Annotated in this window: 15 protein-coding genes and 1 other RNA gene; 12 read left to right on the top strand and 4 right to left on the bottom strand. The window is 46.0% G+C overall.

All coding sequences use genetic code 11. The features are described 5' to 3' along the window. Positions 1 to 38: 38 nt before the first annotated feature. Positions 39 to 635: a Holliday junction resolvase RecU gene (gene recU / locus TRNA_RS33250; protein ID WP_003182896.1), complete on the bottom strand. Its 597-nt coding sequence runs from the start codon at positions 633 to 635 to the stop codon at positions 39 to 41. Between the two features lie 53 nt (positions 636 to 688). On the opposite strand from recU, the gene TRNA_RS33245 reads away from it, so the two are divergent. Continuing rightward, the gene (locus TRNA_RS33245) at positions 689 to 1,648 is read left to right on the top strand and encodes a DUF2515 domain-containing protein (RefSeq protein WP_003182894.1); all 960 of its coding nucleotides are present in this window, start codon (positions 689 to 691) and stop codon (positions 1,646 to 1,648) included. A 32-nt stretch (positions 1,649 to 1,680) separates the two neighbouring features. Here TRNA_RS33245 and sspM read toward each other — a convergent pair whose 3' ends face one another. Next, positions 1,681 to 1,785, bottom strand: coding sequence for an acid-soluble spore protein SspM (gene sspM / locus TRNA_RS33240; protein WP_009328007.1), 105 nt, complete (start codon positions 1,783 to 1,785; stop codon positions 1,681 to 1,683). A gap of 199 nt (positions 1,786 to 1,984) precedes the next feature. Here sspM and TRNA_RS33235 point away from each other — a divergent pair, with 199 nt between their 5' ends. Together TRNA_RS33235 and TRNA_RS33230 are read left to right on the top strand one after the other, a co-directional pair. After that, the gene (locus tag TRNA_RS33235) at positions 1,985 to 2,212 is read left to right on the top strand and encodes a YppD family protein (RefSeq protein ID WP_003182890.1); all 228 of its coding nucleotides are present in this window, start codon (positions 1,985 to 1,987) and stop codon (positions 2,210 to 2,212) included. Positions 2,213 to 2,269: 57 nt separating this feature from the next. Beyond that, positions 2,270 to 2,641, top strand: a complete 372-nt coding sequence (locus tag TRNA_RS33230; protein ID WP_003182887.1) for a YppE family protein — start codon at positions 2,270 to 2,272, stop codon at positions 2,639 to 2,641. A 32-nt stretch (positions 2,642 to 2,673) separates the two neighbouring features. Here TRNA_RS33230 and TRNA_RS33225 read toward each other — a convergent pair whose 3' ends face one another. Beyond that, positions 2,674 to 2,874: a YppF family protein gene (locus tag TRNA_RS33225; protein WP_011198064.1), complete on the bottom strand. Its 201-nt coding sequence runs from the start codon at positions 2,872 to 2,874 to the stop codon at positions 2,674 to 2,676. A gap of 179 nt (positions 2,875 to 3,053) precedes the next feature. On the opposite strand from TRNA_RS33225, the gene TRNA_RS33220 reads away from it, so the two are divergent. Further along, positions 3,054 to 3,497 (top strand): YppG family protein, encoded by a 444-nt coding sequence (locus tag TRNA_RS33220; protein WP_011198063.1) that lies wholly within the window; start codon positions 3,054 to 3,056, stop codon positions 3,495 to 3,497. Between the two features lie 18 nt (positions 3,498 to 3,515). On the opposite strand, the gene TRNA_RS33215 is transcribed toward TRNA_RS33220, so the two are convergent. Next, complete coding sequence (locus TRNA_RS33215) at positions 3,516 to 3,935, bottom strand: hypothetical protein (protein WP_003182880.1); 420 nt, start codon at positions 3,933 to 3,935, stop codon at positions 3,516 to 3,518. 175 nt (positions 3,936 to 4,110) lie between these two features. Between TRNA_RS33215 and TRNA_RS33210 the strand changes: the two genes are divergently transcribed. From TRNA_RS33210 to TRNA_RS33180, 8 genes are all read left to right on the top strand, one after another. Continuing rightward, a complete protein-coding gene (locus TRNA_RS33210; protein WP_003182879.1) occupies positions 4,111 to 4,617 on the top strand; it encodes a PTS sugar transporter subunit IIA in 507 nt (168 codons plus the stop codon). 136 nt (positions 4,618 to 4,753) lie between these two features. Further along, positions 4,754 to 6,994, top strand: a complete 2,241-nt coding sequence (locus TRNA_RS33205; RefSeq protein ID WP_044051836.1) for a DEAD/DEAH box helicase — start codon at positions 4,754 to 4,756, stop codon at positions 6,992 to 6,994. A gap of 5 nt (positions 6,995 to 6,999) precedes the next feature. Continuing rightward, entirely contained in the window at positions 7,000 to 8,313 is a 1,314-nt protein-coding gene (locus TRNA_RS33200; RefSeq protein ID WP_003182877.1) for a ribonuclease H-like domain-containing protein, read from the top strand. Positions 8,314 to 8,554: 241 nt separating this feature from the next. Then, positions 8,555 to 8,824 carry a CotD family spore coat protein gene (locus TRNA_RS33195; protein WP_003182875.1) on the top strand — a complete coding sequence of 90 codons (270 nt, stop codon included), beginning with the start codon at positions 8,555 to 8,557 and terminating at the stop codon, positions 8,822 to 8,824. Between the two features lie 115 nt (positions 8,825 to 8,939). Then, positions 8,940 to 9,491: a DUF1273 domain-containing protein gene (locus TRNA_RS33190; protein ID WP_009328012.1), complete on the top strand. Its 552-nt coding sequence runs from the start codon at positions 8,940 to 8,942 to the stop codon at positions 9,489 to 9,491. An 80-nt stretch (positions 9,492 to 9,571) separates the two neighbouring features. Next, entirely contained in the window at positions 9,572 to 9,868 is a 297-nt protein-coding gene (gpsB, locus tag TRNA_RS33185) for a cell division regulator GpsB (RefSeq protein WP_003182873.1), read from the top strand. A 52-nt stretch (positions 9,869 to 9,920) separates the two neighbouring features. Then, positions 9,921 to 10,307, top strand: an RNA gene (rnpB, locus tag TRNA_RS43310) — RNase P RNA component class B. A 95-nt stretch (positions 10,308 to 10,402) separates the two neighbouring features. Next, positions 10,403 to 11,554 carry a THUMP domain-containing class I SAM-dependent RNA methyltransferase gene (locus TRNA_RS33180; RefSeq protein WP_009328013.1) on the top strand — a complete coding sequence of 384 codons (1,152 nt, stop codon included), beginning with the start codon at positions 10,403 to 10,405 and terminating at the stop codon, positions 11,552 to 11,554. Positions 11,555 to 11,621 lie beyond the last annotated feature (67 nt).

Raw genomic sequence — 11,621 nt, 5'->3', positions numbered from 1 at the left:
GTTAAACCTTTCCGCTCACATGACTTTAAAATCATAATTTATGATGGCGAAAAATACAACTGATCAATAATCTTAATATAATCAATTCTTGGCGAGTATCCAAGTGAAATGGGGTGAGCGGCTTCCTGAAGCTCGTCTTTTCGGATCGATTTTCTGCCGTTTTGCTTTTTCCGCTCCCAGAAATAAAATAATTTTTCTGCTTCCAAAAAATAAATTTCTTCAAAAGCGGATATGATAACAAAACAAATGCCGTCTTGCGCCACAACCTGCTTCATATGCTCGATCTGATGATCGTGGAAATTCTGAAGCGGGAACGAGGTTCGGCTCTTTGTTTCTTTCGCTTCAAAATCGATGTAGCGGCCTTTATAAACCCCATTATAATCAGTAGTTGACGACTGCTTGAAATATGCTTCTTTGATAACCGCAGCGCTTCGCTTCGGATAATCGACCTGGACAATCTGTACAGGTGTCGGTTTTTTATGGATGACCGCAATCGAATGAGATTGATAATACATATTCGTTTCATTCAGGTCATCTTCGAGGGTCATGCCGCGATTGGAATACGACGGCTTCTTTTGCAAGGATGAGGCAGCTGTTTTCGGCTGATAGGATTTGCCGTTCGGGTAACGAATCACTTTCTTCATCCTCCTTTTACAAAAAATCTGGATACTAACGGAAGTGGCTGATCTTGCACAACACTTTTTCCGCGGCGGAGCTGACGAGCCGCATTCAAGAGCTGACCGCAAAACTGAACAAGGACAATATCTCACGGACAAATGCCTACAAACGCTACTTTGACCGCCATCCTGAAATCAAGTGGTCGCTTTTGGCTTCATTTGTTTCCCGGAATGCCGGCTGGTCGATGACCGATTTAAAAGGGCGCTTATTCGAGCTCGGACTTACGGCTTTTCAGCAGAAATGGCTGTTTTTAGCGTATGAGAGAGCGAACTGGCTGATCTTTTCAGACGCCTATCCGCAGCTCCTGCTATACCATTGGTCCAAGCAGCTTGGCCAGCCGCTGTTTCATTTGCTCTCCTCATTTGGCGTGTCTTCATTTATGAAAACGGAGTGGGAGCGGTTCTGGCATGAGCGCGATCAAAAGCGGCTCATGTACGCTCTCATTATAAATGAACAAAACACTATCCAAACTCCTATTATACAAAATCCTTTGTTTAAAAAGAATGTTTTTCAGACGATTCCTTTTCAGCTGTGTGAATGGTTTCACTTCAACACGGTCATTTTCCCGACGGTTGAAGGCGTTTTTTACGGTGTGTCTGTCAAACGCTTCACCAGTTTAAAGGAAAGGATCAAGCTCGGCAAGCAATTAAGCGAGCTGCTGTTTTCGCCTGAGCTTTTCCCCGGTTTTTTTCATTTTACATCATGTGTTCCGCATACCGGGTCGCGCTTTGATATGGAGCGCTGGGCAGGGGTTAAAATCAGAACCTCGCCGTTTTTGAGAACGTGTTATCCCGTTGTTGCCCATTCATTAGACGGATTAAAATGCGATTGGTTTCGCGGAGGAAAGAGGGAGGCGATGTTCAAAGATGAAAAACTGCCGAAAACGATCGAAATCACCGATTGGTATTTTCAAAAAAGAAGGCAGCTGCAGGCATTGTTTTCGCTGGAGCATTGGCTGAATAAGAGGTGAAAACAGAAAAAAGCAAGGGTTCTCCTTGCTTTTTAAGTAGACGGGCGGTTAGGTCCGCCTAATTTCTTATCCAGTGTGTCTGTTTGTTTAGCATCTGGTTTTGTTTTCGCAGGTGATTTCTTTTTATTGTTTTCCACAGCGGGCACCTCCTTACCTTTTTAGATTTTGCAAAAAAGCGCTGATCATACCATTTTTCGCAAGATCACTTGTCGAAAGCGGCGCGTTTGGCTGGAAAATGAGTTTCTTTGGCGGTTTGCTTCTAGTTTTGTCAGCTGTGGAGGAGAGAGTGCGCATAAGGGAGAATGCATAGAAGGCCATCAAAAAGGAGGGAAGCAAATGAACGGATTTGCAAGCAAAGACTCGGTCCTTCAAATGCTTTTGGAAACGGAATCAGACATGTCGTCTGCGGAGAAGGCTTTGACAGAAGCCGTACGCCGGACGGAGCAGGAAAAGCAGTCTGCCTGGAACGAACGGCTCGATCTGATTGAAAAAGAGCTGGCAGAACTCAGCTCATGTTTAAACAGCACGTTAATGGGAGTGGAGCCCGGGGTAGAGACGGCTTAAGCCGGATTCGTTGTAACGGCCGTCTTCCTTTGGTACGATAAACCCGAGGTGAAAAAATTGGATACACAATCTCTTCTTATACAGACACAGGATTTAATCCGCCTTGTAAAAGAAGCGGAAGAACGATATAGAAAGGGAAAAGAGGAAGGGACGGAATACGATTTTTTCGAGGTTGTCAAACCTTCTGTCGAGAGGTTCGAACAAACAGTGAAAAGCTGGCTGGCGGAAAGCCTGTCTTATATCAAGGCCAATCGGCCAAAATACATTTACGAAGAACAGCTCAACTCGGTTGAGGAAAATGCGAATGAAATTTTCATGCAGTCCTATTTCTGCAAAATTCATAAAAAACGCTTTAAAGATCTGACGGAATCCGTCCTCTACACGCTCAAAAACGTAGAAGACGATATATTAAAAGAAGACCGGGCCTAATCCCGGTCTTCTCTTTTTATGAGGGCTGTTATTTAGCTGGCGTCCGTATTCATATCATAAGCAGGGTGCTGTGCGCCATTCGCTTCAAGAACTTTCATACTTGTGCGAAATTCGTTTAATGTCAGATGTCCCTGGATATACAAAAACTTAGCGAAATCCATCAGTTTGTTCATGCAGTCTGTCTCATACTGTTTCATCTCGGCAAAACAATTTCTTAAGTATGATACGTTCATATGGTGCATCCCCTCTCCTTTTATATTAATAATATAGTACCATAACAATTCGACTTTTTTCTGTTTTTCAAATATTAAAATTTTCGACACTTTTTGACAAACTTGTGACAGAACCTTTGGAACGAGAAATGCCTCTATATCATACACTTATAAAAAAGGGCTATAGGAGGAGAGGAAAGATGGAAGAGAGGAGATCCGCCGTATATCCTTATTCCGGCCCTGGTGCGCATATTCAAGCCTATCAGCAAAACCATCAGGCCTATCATCCCGTTCAGCTGTACTTCAGCCAGGAAACCGTTCCGTACGCCCATCCTGCACAGCGGCCGCAGCCATATCAGCAGCCGATTGAGCAGAATTTGGACCCGTTTTCAGTCTATCATCAGCCTGTTCAGCAGCAAATGCAGCCGCTTCCGCCGTTTCAGGGATTTCCTTATCAGCATCCATACCCTTCGCCGCGGCCTAATCTCCATCAGCCGTCACAGTTTCAAAGCTTTCTGTCGCAATTCAAAAAAAAGAACGGGCAGATTGATTTCAGCAAAATGATGGACACCGCAGGCCAGATGGTGAGCACGGTCAATCAGGTCGGAGCGCTTGCCAAAGGGTTTATGGGATTCTTCAAATAAAAAAAGCATGGATGAAGGTCATTCATGCTTTTTTTGCTCCGAAAATGAGACCGTGAGGACATTTCGGTTCCACGACGTCTTCATTGTTTCTTCACGGACAGGGTATGGGAGCAGAACGGTTCTGGACAGGCTTGTAAATGATGAAGAACCGCCGCTTTCTTGTTTCTCCTTCAAGGCGATATGAAGATACCGTGATTTCGCTTCAATCATAATATCTCCATTTTGAAACGATTCAGGAACGGCGATATCGACGTAAAGCGCCCCATCATCCTCTCTGATATTCATGGAAATCGTGGAATTCTGAAGCTGGTCTGATATGAGTTTTTGGAATGAATTTAAAATATCGTGGAAAGGCGAGTTGTAAAACAACTGTTCAACAGCTTCTTGAATTTCGTCCTTTTTGCTGAGCGAGTGATTGTCGTTTTCCTTAAAATCCATTCTTCATCACCCTCGATTTTTTATTTTCAGCTTATGCAGGGGCTCTTCATATGGTTATTCATTGATGGGAATTTGAAAGTGTGGTTAAATAGTGGGGAATCCAACGATTTGGTATTTAACCTGTTCCTCTTTTAATAGCCATCATAAAGAGGCGTTTTGAAAGGAGCCCACTGTATTGCTGAAAAAATTATTCGGTATTGGTCAAAAACAAGATGAAGTGAAAGAAGAAACCGTTTTTTCACCGGTTGACGGACAAGTTTTGGAACTTTCAAAAGTTCCTGACCCCGTTTTCTCTCAAAAGATGATGGGTGACGGAATGGCTGTCGAGCCTTCCGCGGGCGAGATCGTATCGCCTGTCGACGGGGAAGTGATCCAGCTGTTCCACACAAAACACGCCATAGGCATTCGTTCATTGTCCGGCGTGGAGCTCTTGATTCACATCGGTCTGGAAACCGTAGCAATGGAAGGCGAAGGTTTCACAGCCCATGTCAAAGAAGGAGACAAAGTAAAAGTCGGCGATCCTTTAATAACATGCGATTTGGAACTGATCAAGGAAAAAGCGAGCAGCACAATTACGCCGATCGTCATTATGAACGGCGATGTGTTGGAACGCGTCACAAAACATGAAGAGGCAGCAGCGAAAAAAAGCGAGACAAAGCTCATGGAGCTTAAAGTAAAGTAAAGTAAAAGAAAAAAGCAGAGAGCGCTTCTCTGCTTTTTCATTTTGTCAGGAAATCACCTCTTTCAGAACGAACGGACATTCGCTAAAATAGAAGGGAGAGGTGACAGCGTTGTTTCAAAAACGAAATTTGACAGATATGATTCAGCTTCTGAAAGAAGACCAAGCTTTCAGCAGGCAAATTGTTCATTGGCATACAATCGAGGGAAAAGAAGCGGATTACCGCGATTTTCCTGAAGGTTTAGATAAGAGAATCGTGCATGCTTTACAGCAAAGAGGGATAGAAAAGCTGTATTCCCATCAGGCCGACGCATTTCTGCACAGCGCCGCCGGCAAAAACGTGACGCTTGTGACGCCGACGGCATCTGGGAAGACGCTTTGCTACAATCTGCCCGTCATTCAGAGGATCACAGAAGACCAAGATGCGCGCAGCTTATACCTTTTTCCTACTAAAGCATTGTCGCAGGACCAAAAAAGCGAACTGAATGAATTAATCGATGAAATCGGTGCGTCGATCAACTGTTATACATATGACGGAGATACGTCGCCTTCGATCAGGCAGAAAGTCAGAAAAGCGGGCCATATCGTGATTACAAATCCAGATATGCTGCATTCGGCGATCTTGCCTCACCATACAAAATGGGTGTCATTGTTTGAAAATCTGAAATACATCGTCATCGATGAGCTTCACGTATACAGGGGAGTCTTTGGCAGCCATGTAGCCAATGTCATCAGACGGCTGATGCGGATTGCTGAATTTTATGGAAGCAAGCCGCAGTTTATCTGTACATCCGCGACGATCGCCAATCCATTGGAGCTCGCTGAGACGCTCACGGGGCAGCCGATGCACCTGATTTCAAACAACGGCGCCCCGTCGGGAAGAAAGCACTTCTTATTTTACAACCCGCCGATGGTCAACCGTTCCCTTAACATCAGAAAAAGCGCGACCCTTGAAGTGAGAAAGCTCGCATCCGAATTTCTAAAAAACGGCATTCAGACGATTGTGTTTGCAAGAAGCAGAGTTCGGGTGGAAATTATATTGACATACTTGCAGGAAGTGATGAAGCCGATTGTCGGCCCGCATTCGATTCAGGGGTACAGGGGCGGCTATCTGCCGAACGAGCGGCGCGTCATTGAAAAAGGCCTTCGCAGCGGGGACATCAAAGGCGTTGTCAGCACGAATGCACTCGAACTGGGCGTTGACATCGGACAGCTGCAGACATGCATCATGACCGGTTATCCTGGAACGATCTCAAGCGCCTGGCAGCAGGCCGGCCGCGCCGGAAGAAGGCACAACGAAGCGCTGATTGTCATGGTGGCAAGTTCCGCCCCGCTCGATCAGTACATCGTACAGAATCCGGACTATTTCTTTAAACAAAATCCCGAGACTGCCGTCATTAACCCGGACAACCTGGTCATTCTCGTCGATCATATCAAATGCGCGGCCTTTGAACTGCCATTCAAAAGAACGGACACATTCGGCGGTATCGAAATTGAGGATATTCTTGACTACTTGGCAGAAGAAAGGGTCCTCCACTTAACCGGGAATACGTACCACTGGATGAATGACGCTTTTCCCGCGCACGGCATCAGCTTAAGATCGGCTTCTCAGGAAAATGTTGTGATTATTGATCAGTCAAGACGCGAGAAGGCGAAAGTAATCGGGGAAATGGACAGGTTCAGCGCCATGACGCTTCTTCACGATGAAGCCATTTATTTGCATCAAGGCATCCAATACCAGGTGGAAAAGCTTGACTGGGAGGAGAAAAAGGCGTTTGTCCGCGAGGTTCAAGTTGATTACTATACCGATGCCAATCTTGCCGTCTTGCTGAGAGTTCTCGAGGTTGACAAGGAGAAAAAGACGGAAACCGCAGCGTTCGGTTTTGGGGATGTGACCGTTCAGGCAAAAGCGACGATTTTTAAGAAAATAAAATTTGAGACGCATGAAAATATCGGTTCAGGACCGATTCATCTGCCTGAAGAGGAGCTGCATACCAATGCGGCTTGGGTGCAGGTGAACGATAGTGAGCGGCAAAATTGGAATGACATCAAATTGGAAGAGGCTTTGCTTGGGACTGCAAACGTTCTTGGGCATGTAGCCGCCTTAAAAGTGATGTGCGATCCATCTGATCTGCATGTTTTTCCGCAAATCAAAGCCGTTCATAACGAAAAGCCGACGATCTTTTTGTATGATCGCTATCCCGGCGGAGTGGGTCTTTCACAAAAAGTGTATGAACAAATGCCCGAGATCATCAGTGAAGCGCATCGGCTGATTTCAAGATGTCCGTGTGAGTCAGGATGCCCTTCCTGCATAGGAGTGAGCGGCGGCGATCAGACAAAAAACAATGCTCTGCGCCTTTTAAAAGGCTGGAAAGGTTGAGCGGAATGTCTTTAAAACGAAAACTTAATCGCTATAAGCATCACCTGGGAAATCAAGCGAAAGAAGAAAAAACGGAACCTCCCGCAGATAAGCTGACTTCCTTGTCCGTCAGTTTTGAAAAAGAATGGGCCGAACTCGGTGTTAAACCATATGTGTTTGAGGAATGCTATTGCCTGATCAGGGAAGTCGTTTACCCGTTGACTCATGTTCATGGTCATTACGCGTTTTCTGAGCTGCATGAGACGGTTAGGCGATGGAACAACAGCGCCGTTTCCCATTCGCTTTCAAGCAAAGGGTACACACCGAGCCAGCTCTTCTTCTTTGATACGGAAACGACCGGTCTCGGAGGCGGGGCCGGCAATGCGATCTTTTTGCTCGGCCATGCAAGGGTGTATGACGACCGCGTAGTCGTCAAACAGCATCTGCTGCCAAAGCCGGGGTACGAAGCCGCCCTCTATCACAGCTTTCTGAGTGAAGTCGATATTCAGTCTCTTGTCACCTATAACGGCAAAGCGTTCGACTGGCCCCAGGTGAAAACGAGGCACACGCTGATCCGCGACAGGGTCCCAAAGCTTCCGGATTTCGGCCACTTTGACCTGCTGCACGGATCCCGCCGCCTTTGGAAGCATAAATTTGACCGCGTTTCCTTAGGGACGGTGGAAAAGGAAGAGCTGGGCGTTGTAAGAACTGAAGATACGCCGGGCTATCTGGCGCCGATGATGTATTTTCATTTTTTAAAGGAGGAACGGCCGGAAATCATTGAAGGCGTTTTGCGCCATAATGAGCTTGACGTGCTTTCTTTAATCACTCTTTACATCCATTTATCGAAGAAAATCCTCACTCCGGAGCAGACAGCGGAAGCAAACGAAAAGTACGCGATGGCAAAATGGCTCCTCGCCAACCGGGAGACAGAGCTTGCGACAGCGCAATTGCAAGAGCTTGAAAAAAAACCTTTTGAACATTCTGAACGCGCATCATTCGATTTATCCATGCAGTATAAAAAACAAGGCATGCTAAAAGAAGCCGCAGCCCTTTGGCTGAAGCTCCAAAATGGAGAAGACGGAAAAACCGCCTGGCGCGCAGGCATCGAACTTGCCAAATACTTTGAACATCGAAAGCGGGATATTCGGGCCGCTCTTGAGGTAGCGGAAAACCTGCTGGAGCAGCACGGTTCACAAAAGTTTGAGCTGACCGAAAAAGAAATGGCCGGCCTCTTGAGAAGGCGCGAGCGGCTGGAAAGGAAATACGGACGAAATATTCCCCGGGCAAGCGCAGAAAACGACGATCTTCGAAAGCCAAACATTTCAAGCACGTTATGAATTGTAGAAACCGATCGCTTCTTGTAAAATAGCGTTAGAATCGTTTGAAGGGAGCGTCGATATGTATAAGGGGCTGTTTTATCTGTTTTTTGTCGTCGTATTGTTTATCGTATTGATCATGACGAATTTCAAGGAAAGCTTTATGGCTTACTTTTAAAATAGGTTTTTATATTAGTACATGTTTACCCCCTGCTTCATAGTTTAATAGTGTATATAGAAGCTTAAAGAAAGGGGAATTTTCATGCACTGTAAACCGCATGTAATGGCGCCGATTGTTCATCCTACTCAATGCTGCTACAACCATACGCACAGCAAAACCGTCGTACCGCACATTCACCCGCAGCACACAACGAATGTCAACCATCAGCATTTTCAGCATGTTCATTACTACCCGCAAACTCAATCAGCTGTCAACAAGGCGTCACATCAGCACTTCGTGAGCCCTGGAGCAGGAATGATGCCTGGGCCTGGAGGGATGCCGGGACCTGGAATGGGCATGGGGCCTTACTAAAAAGGTTTTTCGGAAGTTTTGTCAGGATGAACGAGCGCCGGATTGAACGTGACTAACAGAATATTTTTAAAAAAATGGGGCGGAATACGGCCCCATTTTTTAGCAGGTGATCATAATGAAAGTATTGGCCGTTACAGGGTACAAGCCGTTTGAACTCGGGATTTTCAAACACGATGACAAGGCCCTGTTCTACATAAAAAAAGCGCTTGAAAACCGGATGATCGCTCTCCTTGAGGAAGGCCTGGAATGGGTCCTTATCTCGGGCCAGCTCGGGACTGAACTATGGGCGGCGGAAGTCGCGTTTTCGCTGCAGGAAGAATTTCCCGACTTGAAAGTGGCGGTCATCACTCCGTTTTTGGAACAGGAAAAGAAGTGGAGCGAGAAAAATCAAGAGCAGTATGAAGCCGTGCTCGCAGCCAGCGATTTCACTGAAAGCTTGACACACAGGCCGTACGAAAGCCCGGTGCAATTCAAACAAAAAAACCGGTTCTTCATCGAAAAGGCGGATGGCTTATTGATTCTGTACGATGAAGAAATCGAAGGCTCGCCTGTGTATATGCTGAATGAAGCAAAAAAGGCTCAGGAAAAACGCGATTTTCCGATCTACACGATTACGATGGATGACTTGAGAGTCACTGTTGAAGAATGCAGCTTTTACGAAGAGTAAAAAGTGCAAGAGAAAATTTGACATTGCACACGTTTTCTGAAAAAATATAAGATGATGATTCACGATATGAGGTGAAAAAGATGCTTGCTGATAAAGTGAAGCTTTCTGCTAAAGAAATTTTGGAAAAAGAATTCAAAACAGGAGTCAGAGGCTACAAGCAGGAAGACGTTGACAAATTCTTGGACATGGTTATTAAGGACTATGAAGCCTTCCATCAGGAAATCGAAGAATTGCAGCAGGAAAACCTGCAGTTGAAAAAACAGCTTGAAGAAGCCAACAAGCGACAGCCGGCTCAATCAAATACGACCAATTTTGATATTCTAAAACGACTTTCCAATTTGGAAAAACATGTATTTGGAAGCAAATTATACGATTGATGAAAACCGCTTGCCCTTTAGAACAAACTAAGCTATAATAGTGGATGTCTTAACGTTCGGGTAATCGCTGCAGATTTTACATCTGTAGAGGAAAGTCCATGCTCGCACGGTGCTGAGATGCCCGTAGTGTTCGTGCCTAGCGAAGTCATAAGCTAGGGCAGCCTTGCAGAAGGCTGACGGCAGGAAAAAAGCCTACGTCCTTTATGGATATGGCTGAGTATCCTTGAAAGTGCCACAGTGACGAAGTCTCACTAGAAATGGTGAGAGTGGAACGCGGTAAACCCCTCGAGCGAGAAACCCAAATTTTGGTAGGGGAACCTTCTGGACGGAAATGAACGGAAGGAAGGACAGAGTTGACTCTGTAGATAGATGATTACCACCCGAGTACGAGGCTTAGCAGCCGACGGCAGTACGACGGAACAAAACATGGCTTACAGAACGTTACACACTATTATGATGATGACAATGTATAAGCTCTCCGCAGGTAGGAGAGCTTTTATCATGTAAAAAACATACATAAAAACAGGTGATATAATGAAAACCTATACATTAATCGCAACAGCGCCGATGGGAATTGAAGCGATCGTCGCCAAAGAGGTGCGCGACCTTGGATATGATTGTACAGTTGACAACGGTAAAGTCGTGTTTGAAGGCGATGCCCTCGCCATCTGCAGAGCCAATCTGTGGCTGAGAACCGCTGACAGGGTGAAAGTGCAGGCTGCCGAATTTATAGCCAAGACCTTTGACGAGCTATTTGAGAAGACAAAAGCGATCGACTGGAGCGCCTATCTTCCTGAACACGCGTCATTCCCCGTGACGGGAAAGTCTGTTAAATCAGTGCTCGCAAGCGTGCCGGACTGCCAGCGCATCGTCAAAAAAGCGATCGCCGAGAAGCTGAAATCAGAATATCAGACACAGGGCGAGTGGCTTGAGGAAACAGGGCCGGAATACAAAATTGAAGTCTCTCTTTTAAAAGACAAAGCGGTCATAACGCTTGATTCATCCGGAGCCGGGCTTCATAAACGGGGATATCGAACCGGCCAAGGGGAAGCGCCGCTGAAAGAAACCCTTGCTGCAGCTTTGATTCTATTGACAAATTGGACGCCTGACAGGCCTTTCGTCGATCCGTTTTGCGGTTCGGGTACGATACCGATCGAAGCCGCTTTGATCGGCCAAAATATCGCCCCGGGTTTCAACAGGGATTTTGCATCTGAAAGATGGGAATGGATCGGTAAAGAAGTGTGGGATCAAGCGAGGCTGGAAGTCGAAGAAAAAGCGAATTATGATCAGCCGCTTTCAATCTCGGGGTATGACCTGGATCATCGCATGATCGAAATCGCCAAGGCAAACGCCGAGGAAGCTGGACTCGCCGATTTCATCGAATTTAAGCAAATGCAGGTAAAGGATTTTCGGACGAAAGAGGAATACGGCGTAATTGTCGGAAATCCGCCGTACGGGGAACGCCTCGGTGAAAAGAAAGCAGTCGAAGCCATGTATAAGGATATGGGCAAAGCATTTGCCGAGCTTGATACATGGTCTGTCTACATGCTGACATCAAACGAGCGTTTTGAAGAGTGCTACGGGAAAAAAGCAACGAAAAAACGGAAGCTCTTTAACGGTTTTATTAAGACGGACTATTACCAGTATTGGGGGAAAAGGCCGCCAAAACCGAACAAAGAAAAGTGAAGTTTAAAGGCTGCCATGTAAAACGGCAGCCTTTTTTCTTTCCATAGCCGGAACCGCTGAACGGCGT

It is taken from the genome of Bacillus licheniformis DSM 13 = ATCC 14580, from assembly GCF_000011645.1.
GTDB classification, from domain to species: Bacteria; Bacillota; Bacilli; order Bacillales; family Bacillaceae; genus Bacillus; species Bacillus licheniformis.
This window is presented reverse-complemented; position numbering and strand designations above follow the sequence as displayed.

Bases quoted from the DNA above. Each gene is read 5' to 3' on its own strand.
- TRNA_RS33235 (WP_003182890.1), top strand. From the start codon at position 1,985: ATGAACGGATTTGCAAGCAAAGACTCGGTCCTTCAAATGCTTTTGGAA.
- TRNA_RS33225 (WP_011198064.1), bottom strand. From the start codon at position 2,874: ATGAACGTATCATACTTAAGAAATTGTTTTGCCGAGATGAAACAGTAT.
- TRNA_RS33220 (WP_011198063.1), top strand. From the start codon at position 3,054: ATGGAAGAGAGGAGATCCGCCGTATATCCTTATTCCGGCCCTGGTGCG.
- TRNA_RS33215 (WP_003182880.1), bottom strand. From the start codon at position 3,935: ATGGATTTTAAGGAAAACGACAATCACTCGCTCAGCAAAAAGGACGAA.
- TRNA_RS33205 (WP_044051836.1), top strand. From the start codon at position 4,754: ATGATTCAGCTTCTGAAAGAAGACCAAGCTTTCAGCAGGCAAATTGTT.
- TRNA_RS33200 (WP_003182877.1), top strand. From the start codon at position 7,000: ATGTCTTTAAAACGAAAACTTAATCGCTATAAGCATCACCTGGGAAAT.
- TRNA_RS33195 (WP_003182875.1), top strand. From the start codon at position 8,555: ATGCACTGTAAACCGCATGTAATGGCGCCGATTGTTCATCCTACTCAA.
- TRNA_RS33190 (WP_009328012.1), top strand. From the start codon at position 8,940: ATGAAAGTATTGGCCGTTACAGGGTACAAGCCGTTTGAACTCGGGATT.
- gpsB (WP_003182873.1), top strand. From the start codon at position 9,572: ATGCTTGCTGATAAAGTGAAGCTTTCTGCTAAAGAAATTTTGGAAAAA.
- TRNA_RS33180 (WP_009328013.1), top strand. From the start codon at position 10,403: ATGAAAACCTATACATTAATCGCAACAGCGCCGATGGGAATTGAAGCG.